Source organism: Pedobacter westerhofensis, assembly GCF_900182595.1.
GTDB classification, from domain to species: Bacteria; Bacteroidota; Bacteroidia; order Sphingobacteriales; family Sphingobacteriaceae; genus Pedobacter; species Pedobacter westerhofensis.
On the sequence record NZ_FXTN01000009.1, the window covers coordinates 42,570 to 58,032 of the forward strand.

The following is a 15,463-nucleotide window of genomic DNA, read 5'->3' on the forward strand; positions in this document are numbered from 1 at the left end:
ACACACATGCTGAAAACTGACAGACAGGTACTTCTAGAAAGTAAACCCGAAAGTATACGCAGTCTTTATGATAAGTATGCAGGAACGTTATTGGGTTATATTTTTGAAATTGTAAAGGACAGCAAATTGGCTGAGGAATGCCTGGTGCATATATTTTGTGAGCTTTCAGCAGCGTTTGGTGCTGAAAATGCCAGAGGTCCTCAAAACTGGTCTCAGCTGCAAAGATTTGCCAGAGGCAGATTAGAGGCTTTTCCGGGTGTTTCAGGAAAAATCTCTGCGGGAGTATTGGCACACAACTCATATGATCAACATCTGTCAGCGCTTTCCCAGGAGCAGAAAAAGGTCTTCCTCGATATTTATTACCATGGAAAAGGCCTTGCTAAACTTGCAGCAGAATTAAATAAAACTGAAGAATTCATTCGGAAGACTTTAAAAGAGGCTTTCGCTATACTGAGAAAAAGTGGTGAAAATTAACGAATACATAGAAAGTGGGGTGCTTGAAGCTTATGTATTAGGTTCGGCTTCTGAACAGGAAACCAAGGAATTATTATACCTCAAAGCTAAGCATCCGCAGATTTCAGAGGCCTTAAAGGATCTGGAGACAGACATCGAGTACATTGCTCAAAAGATGGCTGTTACACCTCCTCCCGGTACCTGGTTGAAAATTGAATCCAACATCAATGAAATTATTAAAGCGCGTGAATCCGATGCATTGACAATAGATATGCCTTATCAGGACCGCCCCCGCGAATCATCCAGAACCCGTAAGAGCAGCCAGTTTGTAGAAATAGAGGCAGAATCCGGACATATGCGGATCCGGAAAATATGGAGGTGGATATTCGCCGGAGTTTTTTTGCTGGGCAAGATATTTCTGGCCTGTGCAATTTATTTTTACATCGAGAACCGTCACAATGAGAAGGAAATTGACTTATTGAAAACGGAAATTAAAAACATCACTGCAAACGGCAGATAAATTTTTTATATGATTTAAAAGGCATGAAGTATTGTATCCTCATGCCTTTTTTATGAAAATTATATTCTTTTTTGTTCGTCCTCAGAGCCTCTGGTACGCTTTCTGGCACTTTTGATGGCATTGCTGCCAAAATGATAAGCGGCCGTCAGACGAAATATCTGGCTTTCATATTTCGCTCTGTAGGTATAGTTCTGCCCTGGTATAGTACTCGTGGTGACATATTTGAGAAGATTAAAAACATCATTGGCCGCCAGCTTAATATCTAATTGTTTATCCATTAGTGTTTTGCCTAATCCCATATTTACACTGTATTCCTGACTGGTGGTCGAGGCACCATCAATATTTCTTGAATGATAGTATCCTGATAATTCAGCAGTCAGTGTAGAATTGATAGTAAAAGTCTGTGTACTGTTGAGATTAAAGGCCAGTTTTCCACTTTCAAATGGAGATCCAAGAAGATCCGGCGTGGTGTATTTATTATAGAAAACAGTAAGGTTGTTGTTTAAATTCCACCATTTGGTAATCGACAGTGGCGCACTGATGTCGAGGGTGTATGTTTTTAATGCAGCAAGGTTAACGGTTGTGGCGTGCAGGGTTTTCCTCACAGTATCGCCGGTAGTCACAAAGGTAATCACATCAGTAGTGGAACTGTAAGCCAGGGTTGCATTTAGTGTTTTTTTATATGACCAGGAAAGTTCAAATGCATTGGTATATTGTGGTTTTAAGAATGGATTTCCTTCAACATAGGTATAGGCATCAATATAGTGTATAAATGGGTTTAAGGTTGAATAATTCGGACGGTCAATCCTTCTGCTGTAAGAAAACCCGATCTCATTATCTTTCGAAAGCACCTGATTAATAAACAAGCTTGGGAACAAATTTAAATAGTGACGGTTGACTACACTTTGTGAACTGAGAGAATTGCCTTTTGAATTTGTTTGTTCTGCCCTTAAACCAAGTTGGACAGTGGTGCTCTTAAATTCCCGGTGAAAGCTGGCATAGGCTGCATTGATGTTCTCGTCATATAAAAAATGGTTGCTTTGGTTTTGGTCATATTGCCACTGATTAGCTACCAGGTTTTCGACGATGGAGTTATTGTCTGTATTTACAAAGCTGGTTTTCAGTCCCAGGTCAACTTTCATCTTCTTGTTAAAAGGATAGGTATAGTCCGCTTTAGCAGTCCAGATTTTTACAATAGAAGGGGTAAAATTCCTAAATGTTGAAGTTGGTCTGGTTGGTAAACCATTAGCATCCTGCAGGGTATTATTGTAAGCATCCAGTTTTTCTCTGTGGTACCGCGAGAAATCAGCATCAATGTTAAGTTCCTGACCCATGGTGTCCAGTACGCCCTTATAATTCAAATTGTAGGCAGTATTTTTGTAGGTATAATCAGTAGGGTTTACTGCCTTTAGAATAGAATCCGTTTGAGACGGACTTACCCCAATCCGCGTAATGTTATCGGTAACCTGACCCGCTTTGGAGATAAAGCCATTTACAGCCACGCCTACGGTGTTGCGATCATTAATAAAATAATCCGCACCGGTTTTATAATTGGTATTGTTCCTGATGCCGACATAACCTCCGGTTTGGTCAAAAAAGATACGGCTGGCACCTGCACCATTGGTGCGAAGCAAGCCCTGGTCTGCAAAGTTTTTGTTCCGCGCATAGTTAAAGTCGCCAAAAACATTTAATTTTTTTTCCCGGTGGTTGACTGTCAAACCACTGTTGGCTTTATAATATCTGCCATATCCTGCTCCTGCAGTTACCGTTCCGTTGGTACCATAATTCCGGTTCTTTTTGAGCCTGATATTAATGATGCCTGAATTCCCTGCTGCGTCATATTTTGATGAGGGATTTGTGATCAGCTCAATACTTGAAATGGCGTTTCCCTCAGTGGCATTTAATAAGTTAACCGTTTCTTCACTTGAAAGATAGGTCAGTTTACCGTCGATCATCATGCTTACCCCTTTTTTTCCGTAAAGGCTAACATTGCCATCCTTATCAACACTTACGCCCGGAGCTTTCTTTAAAATTTCCAGTGCTGTATTCCCGGTGGCGAGTATACTGTTCTCAATGTTCAGTATTGTTTTATCAATTTGTCTTTCCACAAGCGGTTTCCTGCCAACAATGTTTACGCTGTTCAGCTGCTTCGTGGTAGAAATAAGTTGCACATCCGCGGAATTGTAGGTCTGATGGCTCTTGTCAATGCTGAAGGGCCCTTTGATCACTTTGCTGTAGCCCACCATATTAAAAGCGATCAGGTAGTTTCCCGCGGGCAAGTGTTCAAAAGCAAATTTACCCTCCGCGCCTGTAAATGATCCTTTTACCAGGGTAGAGTCCTGCGCCTTCAATAGCGCAATAGATACATAATCCAACGGTTTTTTCTGTTCGTCAATTACACTTCCTGTAAGATTGCCGTCCGAGCTGGTTTGGGCATTTGTGGTGGTAGCAAGCAGGAGCGCTGCACAGCAATTTAGAATAATAAATTTGTATCTCATGTAACCGGATAATTTGAAGGGACCCTCCTGGTAGGGATGGCCTTTTTGATGTTAAGTATGAATAGTGATTTTCTGTAAAAGTATCTCAATTGCCATGCTGCTAAAACCCCCGATTACGGGGGTTTTTGGGTGCCATCAGAGGGATATGCTTAAAATGATATAGCAATAGTTTTTCCCGGTTTAATTATTATATTTATTTGCCCGCTAAAACTCAATAAATGAATGAATTCCACTTTTAAGGATGTGCGCTTTTACCCATTGGGAGACACAGCAATTGTGGCCTGCCTGGGTGACGAGATCAGCAACCCAACTCATGATATGATCCAGTGTATCTGTAATTACCTCGAAGAATATTCTTTTGAGGGCTTTACAGAATATGTTCCGGCATTTACCACGGTTACCATTTTTTATGACCCGATAACGGTCAGTTACCAATCCGTTCAGTCGCACCTGGAAGAAATGCTGGCCGAGGTGGCTGCCCATCCCGAAAAACCGGCCTCCAGGATTGTAGAAATTCCTGTTGTGTATGGTGGTATATGGGGCCCGGATCTGGAAATTGTTGCTGCCCATGCAAACCTCACTGCTGCCGCAGTGATCAGCTTGCATACTGAACCCGAGTATCTGGTACATATGATTGGCTTTGCCCCCGGATTTCCTTATCTGGCCGGTTTGAATGAGAAGATTGCAAGCCCCAGAAGAGCGGTGCCGCGGGCTGCAATTGCTGCGGGATCCGTTGGGATTGCCGGCAATCAGACGGGAGTATACCCGATAGAAACTCCGGCAGGCTGGCAAATTATCGGGCGTACGGCCTTGCGGTTATTTGATGTAAACAGAGACGAACCAACATTGTTACGCGCAGGAGACCGGGTTCGTTTTGTAGCCGTTGAAGACAGAGCGTTTGAGATCAGCAATAAATCAGGTTATGGGAATTAACGTACTTAAAGGCGGCCTGCTTAGTACCATACAGGATACCGGCAGGTTCGGATACCGGAAAGACGGTATTATCCTGAGCGGCGCTATGGATACGCTGGCGCTGAGGACAGGAAACATGATTGTAGGTAATGATGAGCATGAGGCGGGTATTGAATGTACATTAATCGGCCCGGGAATCCTTTTTGAATCTGATCAGCTGATTGCGCTTAGTGGTGCTGATCTTTCAGCAACCATAGATAACATCCCTTTAAAAATGTGGAGGCCTGTATTGGTCAGAAAAGGCTCAGTCCTTGGGTTTGGCGCAGCAGTAGCTGGATGCCGGTCTTATCTGACAGTGTCTGGAGGTTTCGCTGTTGCGAAAATTTTGGGCAGCCGGTCTACGTATTTACGCGCCGGATTTGGAGGGTTGAAAGGCAGGGCATTACAGGCTGGGGATTATATCCCTTTCAGGGAGAGATATCAGGAGACACTGCATGATTTTAACTGGTCCTGCGATCTCAGTGCATTTTACCCGGATCTCAACGACCGTGTGATCAGGGTAATCAAGGGGCCTGAAAACGAGTTATTTTCGGCAGGCAGCCGGCAGGCATTTTTTGAGCAGGAGTTCCAGCTCAGCAATGAATCAGACCGAATGGGGTACCGTTTAAAAGGTCCCGTCCTGGCACTTGAAACACCGCAGGAAATGATTTCTTCTGCAGTTACTTTCGGCACCGTTCAGGTCATCGGTAAGGGCGATGCAATTGTACTGATGGCCGATCACCAGACTACAGGCGGCTACCCGAGGATAGTGCAGGTGATTACTGCCGACTTCTCCAAGCTGGCACAGCTGCAGAGCGGACAGAAAATACGGTTTGAATTGGTTACTTTAGCACAGGCACAGGCTGCCCTTCTGCATCAGGAGCAGCAGATCAAACAGCTGCAGCAGACCTTAACATTTAAATATAACAATGACATCTGATATCTATACGGTTGATCTGAATTGTGACATGGGAGAAAGCTACGGAGCTTTTACCATGGGCAGTGACGAGATCATTCTGCCTTTTGTTACCTCTGCGAATATCGCCTGCGGCTTTCATGCCGGTGACCCTGCGGTAATGAAGAAGACCGTGAGGCAGGCCATTGCAAAAGGCGTGGTGATTGGTGCACATCCGGGGCTGCCGGATTTGCAGGGATTTGGACGCAGGGAAATGGCTGTCTCCCCCGAAGAAGCTTATGATCTGGTAGTGTACCAGATCGGGGCGCTGGCGGCCTTTGTGAAGTCGGAAGGAGGTATCTTACACCATGTTAAGCCACACGGCGCACTCTATAACATGGCTGCTGTAAACAGGGAACTTGCTGCTGCCATTGCAGAGGCCGTTTATAAAGTAGAGCCGGGGCTGATCTTATACGGCCTGTCCGGAAGCGAGCTGATTGCTGAGGGAGCAAAAGCAGGGCTAAAGGTAGCCAATGAAGTATTTGCCGACAGGGCCTACCAGCAGGATGGCAGGCTGACCTCCAGAAAGCTGGCTGATGCAATGGTTACAGATGACCTGCTTGCGATCAGCAGGGTTTTAAGGATGGTAAAAGAAGGAAAAGTAAAATCACAGCAAGGTGTGGATATTGATATTACTGTAGATACCATTTGTATTCACGGTGATGGAAAACACGCTGTACTATTTGCCGAAAAGATTTATACTGCATTTAAAAAAGAGGGTATTGCAATGCATTCCCCGGCATAAACTCCGCTAAATGAAATCTAAAAGGAACTGGAATATCCTCACCGGTGCGGCCTTTTTAATGGCTACCTCTGCCATTGGCCCGGGTTTTTTAACACAGACCACTGTTTTTACCCAGAGCCTGGGTGCCAGCTTCGGATTTGTGATCCTCATTTCCATTCTGATTGATATCGGTGTACAGCTGAATATCTGGAGGGTAATCGCGGTGTCTGAAAAGCGTGCCCAGGATATTGCTAATCTGCTGTTGCCAGGTTTGGGCGGTTTTATTTCGTTTCTGATCGTACTGGGAGGGCTGGCATTTAATATTGGCAACATTGCAGGTGCAGGATTAGGCCTCAATGCCTTGCTCGGTATTCCGGTGATGTCGGGAGCTGTCATCTCAGCAGTGCTGTCAATAGCGATCTTCCTGGTAAAGGAAGCAGGGAGGGCGATGGACCGTTTTGCTCAGCTGATGGGTTTCGTGATGATCATCGTGATCATTTACATTGCTTTCACTTCTCAGCCTCCGGTAGCTGAAGCCGCGCTGCGGACCATCGTACCCTTAAAGATTGATCTCATGACTATCATTACCCTGGTAGGCGGCACTGTCGGCGGGTACATCACTTTTTCTGGCGGGCACCGTTTACTCGATGCAGGCATTAAGGGCAGGGCTGTTTTGCCTCAGGTAAATACAAGCGCGGTGATGGGTATATCGGTGGCGGCGCTGGTGCGTGTATTCCTGTTCCTGGCTTCGCTGGGCGTGATCAGTAAAGGGCTGCTGATCGATGGTGCTAATCCTACGGGCTCAGTATTTCAGCTCGCTGCCGGCAATCTGGGATATAAGCTGTTTGGTTTGGTCATGTTCGCAGCAGCAATCACTTCGGTGATCGGCTCGGCCTACACGTCGGTATCATTTATTAAATCTTTCAGCCAGAAAATCATGGATCATGAAAATAAGATTATCATTGGATTTATTGTGGGTTCTGCAGCCATTTTTTTAGCGATTGGAAAACCAGTCAGCCTGCTGATCATTGCTGGTGCGCTCAATGGGTTTATTCTGCCGGTTACCCTGGCTACCATTCTTTTTGCCGCATACAAAACAAGGATCGTGGGAGATTATAAGCATCCGCTATGGCTTACTGTTTTTGGTATTGCGGTCGTTTTTATCATGACCTACATGAGCGGCAGCGTGATCATAAAGCAATTTTTTCTTTCATCCCCATAATCCCGAGCAGGCCGCCGGTATGTATGGCAGCGATCTTTTCGTTTGCTTTGAAATAGCCTTTTTCAGCAAGGTCGTAAATGGCAAAAAACATTTTTGCGGTATAAACCGGATCGGTAAGGATGCCAGATATTGCTGTAAACGTTCTCAAAAAATGCAACAGCTCAGGCTGCGTTTTTGCGTAACCGCCAAAATGATAATCTGTATATAATATCAGGTCATCAGGCAGGGGTATATTAAGGGCAGGCTGAGGCGCATACCTGTAAATCTCTTCCCTGATAAACTCAGCTCCTTTCAGTACGGGTACCACATGAAGTTTGGTTTTTAAGCCGGCTTCCCTGATGCCCTTCAGCAAACCCGCAGCAGTGGTGCCGGTACCTGCAGCGCAAAACAGATGATCAAGATCTGCCGGAAGTTCTGCTATAATTTCTGCACAACCTTTTACTGCTGCAGCAGATGCACCGCCTTCATCTATAAAATAGGTACGGGGATTTGTACCAAAATACCTTTCATAACAGCCGGGTTTATCCCTGTAACTTTCGCGATCAGTAAAAATAAACTCCATGCCATATAGCTGGCATAGGAGCAGCATCTCATTCATTACTTTTTCTCCTCTCACAAAAGCCGTAGCTTTTAACCCGGATCTTGCAGCGGCCGCAGCCGTAGCAACAAGGTGATTGGAATATGCTCCGCCAAACGTTACCAGGTGATGTTTACCTTTCTCCGCAGCATCCTCAAGAATATACTTGAGCTTGCGCCATTTGTTTCCGGAAATGTAAGGATCAATGAGATCATCCCTCTTTATCCACAGATCAGATAAAATAGGATGTTTTAAATGTTGAAAAGGACTGTTCAGGTCTGTAAACATCAGGCAAATATATACCCTTTTGTGATTCATTTTGTTAATATCTAAACCATTAAGCGCTGCGGTTTGATTTCTTTTGAGAAATGTAATTGTTAAAGGTTAGTTTTGTAAACTGGGACGAACCGGGTATGATAGCATTTTGAAATGGCTGTTGCCGTATACAGGCCCGTCTGGATCAAATCATAAAATTACGAATGGAAAATACGAATAGCGGGCTGGAACTGGAAGAGCAGGATTTATACGAGCATTTTAATATTGTTGTAGATGGCGGGCAATCGCCGCTGCGCATAGATAAATTTCTGATGCAGCGTATGCAGAATGCGTCGAGAAACCGTATTCAGAATGCAATTGATGCAGGCAACGTGCTTGTAAACAAAGCCACAGTAAAGGCCAGTTATAAGGTTAAGCCTGCTGATGAGATTTCGATTGTGTTTCCTCATCCTCCAAGAGATACAGAAGTTTATCCGGAAGATATTCCGCTGGATATCGTATATGAAGATAACGATCTGCTGATTGTAAACAAGCCGGCAGGAATGGTGGTGCATCCGGGATTTAATAATTATACGGGTACGCTTGTAAATGCACTTGCATTTCACTTTGAGCAGTTGCCGCAATTGCCCGGCAATGAGGGAAGACCGGGACTGGTACACCGTATAGATAAAGATACCTCGGGCCTGCTGATCATCAGCAAGAACGAGATCACAATGACCAAACTGGCGAAGCAATTTTTTGACCATAGCATTACGCGAAAATATATTGCACTTGCCTGGGGAGATATTGCAGAAAATGGCACAGTTTCTGGGTATATCGGCAGAAGTGCGAAGAACAGAATTGTAATGGACGTGTATGATGACGAGGAGAAGGGAAAGTGGTCCGTTACACATTATTCTGTTTTAGAGCGTTTAAATTATGTGACTTTAATCAGTTGTCAGCTGGAAACAGGGCGTACGCATCAGATCAGGGCACACATGCAGCACATCGGTCACCCGCTGTTTAACGATGCCAATTATGGCGGAGATAAAATATTGAAGGGAACTACATTTACAAAGTACAAGCAATACGTTGCCAATTGCTTTGAAATGTTGCCACGACAGGCGCTGCATGCACAGACCTTGGGTTTTATACATCCTACAACAAAGGAGTATATGGAATTTGAAGCGCCGCTGCCACCGGATTTTGATGGTGTATTGAATAAATGGAGAAACTATGTTGTACAGGCATAACAATTAATGCAACAGGAATATATCTTACATAACGATGAGTTTATTGCCGTAGATGAAAAGATATTTACGGCACAGAACCGTGGTTTCAGATACGGTGACGGCCTTTTTGAATCTATGCGTATGACAGGTGGCAAATTAAAGTTTGCCGAACTGCATGCCGATCGTCTGCAGGCAGGAATGAATGCGCTGAAGATGGACGGGGGCATTTTGTTTGATGAGTATTTTCTGAAACAGAAAACGGCTGATTTATGTAAAAAGAACAAACTGAGGGATAACGCAAGGTTTCGTCTTTCAGTTTATCGTGATGCAGATGGTTTGTATACACCTGAAACCAATAAATCGGGATATGTACTGGAAGCATCGGCCAGCCACGGAAACGGGTATGAGCTCAACAAAAAGGGGTTGATTATCAACGTTTATGATGAGATTACCAAACCCGTAAATAAACTTTCCAATTATAAGACCAGTAATTCTTTATTATTTGTGATGGCCGGGCTGTATAAAAAGCAGCACAGGCTGGATGAGGCTTTTATCCTCAATCAGCATGGTTTTCTTTGTGAAAGCATCAGCTCAAATGTGTTTGTAGTTTATGACAAGCAGATTTATACACCTGCACTTTCTGAAGGCTGCATTGCAGGTGTAATGCGTAATATCGTGATGCAAACCGCAAAAGCCAATGGCATTTCGATTATAGAAGCACAGATCAATCCTGAAGTACTCAACGAGGCAGAAGAGGTGTTTATCACAAATGCAACTAACGGCATCCGCTGGGTAATGGGATATGGCAGGAAACGTTATTTCAATGAGGTAACCAAATCGCTGAGCGCGTTGCTGAATACACTATAAACGCATTCCTCTTAAAAACTCATCCACCAGCATTCTTTTTTTACCTTCATATTGCAGGTCCAGCAAACTGATATAACCATCTGCCGCAGCAAACTTTAAAAATGTTTTCCCGTCGGTTACATAATTGCCGGGGGCAATATCAGCTGCAGTTTCTTCATATTGTGCTTTAAAGATTTTAATGGTTTTATCATTCAGCTCCGTAAAAGCAGTGGGGTAAGGGCTAAGGCCCCTGATCAAATTGTAGATGCGCTTAACAGGCTGGTTCCAGTCTACTTTACAAAACTCTTTAAATATTTTAGGTGCGTGTTTCAATTCATCTGAGGCAGTCTGCGGCTGTTCTTTGTAATCGCCATCAGCGATAGCTTTCACTGTTTTAACCAGCAATCCCGCACCTGCTTCCATCAGGTGATCATGCAGGTCGCCCGCCGAGTCGTCTTCTGCAATAGCCACCTTTTCCGAAAAGATCACATCTCCTGTGTCAATTTCATGCTTCAGAAAGAAAGTAGTGACGCCGCTTTCAGTTTCTCCATTGATAATCGCATGGTTAATGGGGGCAGCACCACGGTAATTAGGCAACAGCGAGGCATGCAGGTTGATCGTTCCCTTTGCAGGCATATCCCAGACCATCTCCGGCAGCATGCGAAAGGCCACCACTACCTGAAGGTCTGCATGCAGTGCGCGCAGCTCTTCAATAAACTCAGGATCTTTTAGTTTCAGGGGCTGCAATACCTTAAGGCCTTTCTCCACCGCATACTTTTTTACTGCACTTTCGTGTAATTTCTGCCCTCTGCCTGCTGGTTTGTCTGCTGCGGTAACTACGCCTGCAATATCGTAACCATTTTCAAATAAGGCATTTAGGGAGGCCACTGCAAAATCGGGGGTACCCATGAAAACTATCTTCATTTTTCTGTGTTTAAGAGAACAAAATAACTAAAAATTTAACGCATATTTTGCTCAAAGTGTATGGTTCAGACCCCGGAAGAGATTAAAGAAAGTGGTTTAGTGTATGTTACCGACAGTATGCCTGGTATTTACCGGAAAGGGAAGCCCGGTAAATTTTATTACGAGGACAAAAACGCGGATAAAATTACTGATGCTGCACAGCTTGACAGGATTAAAGGACTGGTATTGCCGCCGGCATGGACCTCGGTATGGATTGCAACAAAGAAGAACGCTTATCTGCAGGCAACCGGTCTTGATGCTGCGGGGCGCAAGCAATATCGCTATCATCCAAAATGGACTTCGAGGCAATCAGATCATAAATATTTCAGGCTGCTGGAATTCGGGAAAGTCTTGCCAATGGCGAGAAAGAGAATTGCGAAAGATCTGAAAAGGAAAGAGTACGATGAACAGAAGGTGCTGGCCATCTGTGTTCAGGTGATGCAGAAAACATTGATCAGGGTAGGGAATGAGTCTTACGCACAGCAATATGGCAGTTATGGCTTGTCTACCCTGAGAACTAAACATGCAAAGGTTGACGGTAACACTTTAAAGTTGAAATTTGTTGGTAAAAAGGGGGTGAAACAGGAAGTGGCACTCAATGATAAAAGCCTTGCCAGGATGGTGAAAAGCTGTATGGAGATTCCTGGTCAGGATTTATTCCAGTATTATACAGAAGGGAAAGAGCACAGAGGGGTAGATTCAGGAAAGATCAATAACTATATCCGCGAGATCACCGGAAGTGATTTTACCGCAAAAGATTTCCGTACCTGGGGCGGTACGCTGGAGGCACTGAGGCAACTTGCAATCTGCTCAGGTAATGTTGAAGAAGAACGCCCTAAAAAGAAAGTAATCGTACAGGTGCTGGATTGTGTAGCCAGCAAACTGGGGAACACCCGTGCCGTATGTAAAAGTTCCTATGTTTACCCTTTGCTTTTAGAAGCTTTTGAGAATGATCAGCTGGCTAAGTACCTGAAGAAGATTCATGTCCATGCCCCAACTACGGAGCAGGCAATAGAAAATGATGAAAAGGTATTGATGAAGTTTTTGAAGGAAGCACAGAAAGGGTAACCTTTTAGAACGTTATCCCTTTTTCGTTAAGGATGGATAAGCACTCTAGACATGTCCTGTCCTAATTGATGAATTGTGTATTGTATTTTTTTGCTTGCTTAGCTGATGGATATTTAACCTGGCTCGTATACTGGCGCCTGCAGATGAAACCTTTTGAGATTTCCCTTCCCAACCATCTTTTTTAAGCGGCTTAAGCACCTCAATATACCTCATAAAAAAAGGTAGCAAAATTGCTACCTCACATTCAATAATATTTTGGAAATTTTAATCCTTGGTTGGTGCCTTTTTTATCGGATCAACAGGTTGTTCTTCTCTTTCTCTTTGTTTTGCAGGATCCTTAAATTCAGGAGTATCTGCTGTGTAATCTTTATCTTCAGGCTTTTTTACCGCCTTGTTTCCTTCGTCAACTTTGCCTTCCGGAACGGGTTCCTGGAAATTACTGCTCGGTTTTTCGTTTTTCTTTTTAGGTTCAGTATTCATATTCGTAGATATTATAAGTTAAGGATACAATAGGTATTTCTTGCGTATCTCTTTGTAACGGCTAAGTCCAGGTTCCCAGCTTGCGCGGATTTCCTTTTCGGATTTACCGGCAATGATCTGTTCCTTTAATGTTGAAACTCCGGCAAGCTTATCAATATTGCCCATCTGTTTACTCAGTTTCATATTAAAGAAGTCGGCCTTGTTTGGATAAGCTTTATACAATTCGATCATCCATTTAATGTTTAACGTTTTATCTTTTCTAATGTTTGCAATATCATAATTTCGCAAATCCAGCCCAAAACATTCCTGATCTTGGTGCAACGGCGTTTCTGCCATTCCTTTGATGCTTTTTGGGGTAAAGGAAAACTTGTATTTGCCTTTTAAGGCAGGAGCACCCAAAACACTAAAAGGGAACATGGTGCCGCGGCCCTGGCTCAGGTACGTCCCTTCAAACAGGCATAGGGTAGGATAAAGAAGAATTGACTGCTGTGTATTCAGATTTGGAGAAGGTTTTACAGGCAGCTCATAAGGCATATCATGGTTGTAGTTTGCCACTTTAATGATATTGATTTTACACTTTACCTTATTATTGAGCCAGCCTTCACCATTTAACATCTGCGCATATTCACCAACCGTCAGGCCATGGACTATCGGGATCGGCTTTAGGCCAATTCCTGAAACCAGGGCCGGATCAAGAACCGGTCCGTCAACATAAAAACCATTTGGATTGGGACGGTCAAGGATCAGCAGTTCCTTGTTATTTTCTGCGCAGGCCTGCATCACGTGCTGCAGGGTATTGATGTACGTGTAAAACCTTACGCCCACGTCCTGGATGTCAAAAACCATAATATCTATGTCTGCCAGATCTTCGGTGCTTGGTATATTATGCTTTCCGTATAAGGATATTGCTTTGATACCCGTTTTTTCGTCTACCGCATCATTAACGGTAATACCTGCACTTGCATCTCCTCTAAAACCATGCTCGGGTCCAAAAATCTTTACAATATTAACTCCAACTTTGATCAGGCTGTCTACTGCGGTGAGTTGTCCTATTACCGAGGTAGGGTTCACCACCATTCCCACCCGCTTGCCCTGCAACAGGGGAAGGTACTTTTCTGTTTGTGCCGCTCCGGTGAGGATCTCCTGCTTTACACTGTCAGCCCTAACTGACTTTAATGCGTTTTTAGGTAGTTTCGGACTGGCATCACAGGCCTGCACTGCAAACATAAACAGACCGAGCGGGTAAATTAATTTTGGGAATAGTTTCATTCAGTACCTTTTTTAATTAAATATAGTTGAATTCAAAATCAAATAACCATTTTTGCTAAGTTACAGTTTATTGAAAAAATTTGAATACAGAATATTTTATAGCCAGGCGTATCGCCATTAAGTCTGAGCGGACCTTTTCCAAGCTGATCGTTCGTATCGCTATCTCAGGGGTAATGCTCAGTCTGGCCGTAATGATGCTGTCTGTTGCTATTATCAAGGGCTTTAAAACCGAAATCCAGGAAAAGGTGAGGGGGTATGTCGGGGATGTAAGGATCTTTAAACTCGACCTCAACAATTCTTTTGAGCTTACACCCTTTGTTCCCTCATCAAAAACAATCTCTGATCTCAAAAAGAATAAGAACATACTGTTTTATCAGGCCTATGCCACAAAGCCGGCAATTATTTCTGCCAATGACGAAGTTGAAGGCATTAATTTTAAAGGGGTAGATGCCGGTTTCAACTGGGATTACATCAGGAAACACCTGGTTACCGGCAGGGTGATTGATTTCACTGATAGCCTGAAAGCCACTAAAGAGATTATGATCTCGGCCTTTACTGCAAACCGCCTGAAACTGAAAACCGGGGATACATTTGTGATGTATTTTGTGCAGAACCCGCCAAGGAAACGCCCATTTAAAATCGTAGGGATCTATGATATCGGCGTGGAAGAAATAGATAAAGGTTTTGTACTGGGCGATATCAATATCATCAGGCGCTTAAATAACTGGGAGGATAATCAGATTGGCGGAATAGAGATTAGGTTGAAAGACTTTTCCCGTCTGCAGGCTCTGTCTGACGAGATCTACTCCAACCTCGAGATCAATCTCAAATCAGAATCAGTACAGGAATATTTCCCTAATATCTTCACCTGGTTATCCTTACTGGATATCAATACCAAGGTATTACTGATCTTAATGATGATCGTTGGGGTAATTAATATGATTACCGCTCTGCTGATCATGATCCTGGAGCGCACCAATATGATCGGAATGTTAAAGGCTTTTGGAATGACCGATTACAGTGTGATGAAAGTTTTCCTTTACAATGCGCTGTATCTTGTAGGTATTGGACTGCTGCTGGGAAATCTGCTGGGTTTAGGCCTGGGTCTGCTGCAGCAGTATACCCATATCTTTAAGCTCAACCAATCGTCTTATTACCTGGCCTATGTGCCGATAGAATTTCATTTTGCAGATGTCCTGTTACTGAATCTGGCAACGCTGGTGATCTGTCTGATTGTGCTGATTGTACCTTCAATGCTTGTGAGCAGGGTCTCTCCGCTGAAAGCGATCAGGTTTAAATAATATCTTCCGGTACGCAAAACTGTGGTAGGATTGTACCTCAGAACGTAATGAATCAGCTAAGTACGCTGCGAGTGCGCTATTTTTATCAAAATAGCGCACTCGCAGCGTACTTATAGCTCTTTTATAGCGCTGCAAAGCAAAATCACAAG

The 15,463-nt window shown here is 43.8% G+C and carries 15 protein-coding genes; 10 read left to right on the plus strand and 5 right to left on the minus strand.

The genetic code is table 11. The annotated features are described in order from the left end of the window. Positions 1-6: 6 nt before the first annotated feature. Positions 7-474: a sigma factor-like helix-turn-helix DNA-binding protein gene (locus FN831_RS17410; RefSeq protein ID WP_142529471.1), complete on the plus strand. Its 468-nt coding sequence runs from the start codon at positions 7-9 to the stop codon at positions 472-474. Continuing rightward, entirely contained in the window at positions 464-973 is a 510-nt protein-coding gene (locus FN831_RS17415; protein WP_142529472.1) for a hypothetical protein, read from the plus strand. Before FN831_RS17410 ends, FN831_RS17415 begins: the two co-directional genes overlap by 11 nt. Before the next feature lie 59 nt (positions 974-1,032). On the opposite strand, the gene FN831_RS17420 is transcribed toward FN831_RS17415, so the two are convergent. Next, positions 1,033-3,471, minus strand: coding sequence for an outer membrane beta-barrel family protein (locus tag FN831_RS17420; RefSeq protein ID WP_142529473.1), 2,439 nt, complete (start codon positions 3,469-3,471; stop codon positions 1,033-1,035). A gap of 222 nt (positions 3,472-3,693) precedes the next feature. On the opposite strand from FN831_RS17420, the gene pxpB reads away from it, so the two are divergent. From pxpB to FN831_RS17440, 4 genes are read left to right on the plus strand one after another with little or no spacing between them, the layout of a single operon-like run. Continuing rightward, complete coding sequence (gene pxpB, locus FN831_RS17425; RefSeq protein ID WP_142529474.1) at positions 3,694-4,404, plus strand: 5-oxoprolinase subunit PxpB; 711 nt, start codon at positions 3,694-3,696, stop codon at positions 4,402-4,404. Then, positions 4,394-5,362 carry a 5-oxoprolinase subunit C family protein gene (locus FN831_RS17430; RefSeq protein WP_142529475.1) on the plus strand — a complete coding sequence of 323 codons (969 nt, stop codon included), beginning with the start codon at positions 4,394-4,396 and terminating at the stop codon, positions 5,360-5,362. The genes pxpB and FN831_RS17430 overlap by 11 nt, the downstream gene beginning before the upstream one ends. Next, positions 5,352-6,122, plus strand: coding sequence for a LamB/YcsF family protein (locus FN831_RS17435; protein WP_317132097.1), 771 nt, complete (start codon positions 5,352-5,354; stop codon positions 6,120-6,122). The genes FN831_RS17430 and FN831_RS17435 overlap by 11 nt, the downstream gene beginning before the upstream one ends. A 10-nt stretch (positions 6,123-6,132) precedes the next feature. Continuing rightward, a complete protein-coding gene (locus FN831_RS17440; protein WP_142529476.1) occupies positions 6,133-7,323 on the plus strand; it encodes an NRAMP family divalent metal transporter in 1,191 nt (396 codons plus the stop codon). Here the strand turns inward: FN831_RS17440 and FN831_RS17445 are convergent. Continuing rightward, positions 7,292-8,218: a 1-aminocyclopropane-1-carboxylate deaminase/D-cysteine desulfhydrase gene (locus tag FN831_RS17445; RefSeq protein ID WP_246101604.1), complete on the minus strand. Its 927-nt coding sequence runs from the start codon at positions 8,216-8,218 to the stop codon at positions 7,292-7,294. The two genes, FN831_RS17440 and FN831_RS17445, sit on opposite strands and share 32 nt — an antisense overlap. A gap of 161 nt (positions 8,219-8,379) precedes the next feature. Between FN831_RS17445 and FN831_RS17450 the strand changes: the two genes are divergently transcribed. Together FN831_RS17450 and FN831_RS17455 are read left to right on the plus strand one after the other, a co-directional pair. Further along, on the plus strand, positions 8,380-9,408 hold the full coding sequence (locus FN831_RS17450) for an RluA family pseudouridine synthase (protein ID WP_142529477.1): 1,029 nt from the start codon (positions 8,380-8,382) through the stop codon (positions 9,406-9,408). 6 nt (positions 9,409-9,414) lie between these two features. Next, positions 9,415-10,254, plus strand: coding sequence for an aminotransferase class IV (locus tag FN831_RS17455; RefSeq protein WP_142529478.1), 840 nt, complete (start codon positions 9,415-9,417; stop codon positions 10,252-10,254). Here the strand turns inward: FN831_RS17455 and fmt are convergent. Next, positions 10,249-11,157 carry a methionyl-tRNA formyltransferase gene (gene fmt / locus FN831_RS17460; RefSeq protein WP_142529479.1) on the minus strand — a complete coding sequence of 303 codons (909 nt, stop codon included), beginning with the start codon at positions 11,155-11,157 and terminating at the stop codon, positions 10,249-10,251. The two genes, FN831_RS17455 and fmt, sit on opposite strands and share 6 nt — an antisense overlap. Before the next feature lie 60 nt (positions 11,158-11,217). Here fmt and FN831_RS17465 point away from each other — a divergent pair, with 60 nt between their 5' ends. Continuing rightward, complete coding sequence (locus FN831_RS17465; protein WP_142529480.1) at positions 11,218-12,264, plus strand: DNA topoisomerase IB; 1,047 nt, start codon at positions 11,218-11,220, stop codon at positions 12,262-12,264. Positions 12,265-12,528: 264 nt separating this feature from the next. On the opposite strand, the gene FN831_RS17470 is transcribed toward FN831_RS17465, so the two are convergent. Further along, complete coding sequence (locus tag FN831_RS17470; protein ID WP_142529481.1) at positions 12,529-12,744, minus strand: hypothetical protein; 216 nt, start codon at positions 12,742-12,744, stop codon at positions 12,529-12,531. Positions 12,745-12,762: 18 nt separating this feature from the next. Next, complete coding sequence (locus FN831_RS17475) at positions 12,763-14,013, minus strand: exo-beta-N-acetylmuramidase NamZ family protein (protein WP_142529482.1); 1,251 nt, start codon at positions 14,011-14,013, stop codon at positions 12,763-12,765. Positions 14,014-14,093: 80 nt separating this feature from the next. On the opposite strand from FN831_RS17475, the gene FN831_RS17480 reads away from it, so the two are divergent. Further along, the gene (locus FN831_RS17480) at positions 14,094-15,314 is read left to right on the plus strand and encodes an ABC transporter permease (RefSeq protein WP_142529483.1); all 1,221 of its coding nucleotides are present in this window, start codon (positions 14,094-14,096) and stop codon (positions 15,312-15,314) included. Positions 15,315-15,463 lie beyond the last annotated feature (149 nt).

Coding starts and splice junctions, on each gene's coding strand:
- FN831_RS17410 (WP_142529471.1), top strand. CDS start 7: ATGCTGAAAACTGACAGACAGGTACTTCTAGAAAGTAAACCCGAAAGT.
- fmt (WP_142529479.1), bottom strand. CDS start 11,157: ATGAAGATAGTTTTCATGGGTACCCCCGATTTTGCAGTGGCCTCCCTA.
- FN831_RS17465 (WP_142529480.1), top strand. CDS start 11,218: ATGGTTCAGACCCCGGAAGAGATTAAAGAAAGTGGTTTAGTGTATGTT.
- pxpB (WP_142529474.1), top strand. CDS start 3,694: ATGAATTCCACTTTTAAGGATGTGCGCTTTTACCCATTGGGAGACACA.
- FN831_RS17440 (WP_142529476.1), top strand. CDS start 6,133: ATGAAATCTAAAAGGAACTGGAATATCCTCACCGGTGCGGCCTTTTTA.
- FN831_RS17420 (WP_142529473.1), bottom strand. CDS start 3,471: ATGAGATACAAATTTATTATTCTAAATTGCTGTGCAGCGCTCCTGCTT.
- FN831_RS17475 (WP_142529482.1), bottom strand. CDS start 14,013: ATGAAACTATTCCCAAAATTAATTTACCCGCTCGGTCTGTTTATGTTT.
- FN831_RS17445 (WP_246101604.1), bottom strand. CDS start 8,218: ATGAATCACAAAAGGGTATATATTTGCCTGATGTTTACAGACCTGAAC.
- FN831_RS17450 (WP_142529477.1), top strand. CDS start 8,380: ATGGAAAATACGAATAGCGGGCTGGAACTGGAAGAGCAGGATTTATAC.
- FN831_RS17455 (WP_142529478.1), top strand. CDS start 9,415: ATGCAACAGGAATATATCTTACATAACGATGAGTTTATTGCCGTAGAT.
- FN831_RS17470 (WP_142529481.1), bottom strand. CDS start 12,744: ATGAATACTGAACCTAAAAAGAAAAACGAAAAACCGAGCAGTAATTTC.
- FN831_RS17435 (WP_317132097.1), top strand. CDS start 5,352: ATGACATCTGATATCTATACGGTTGATCTGAATTGTGACATGGGAGAA.
- FN831_RS17430 (WP_142529475.1), top strand. CDS start 4,394: ATGGGAATTAACGTACTTAAAGGCGGCCTGCTTAGTACCATACAGGAT.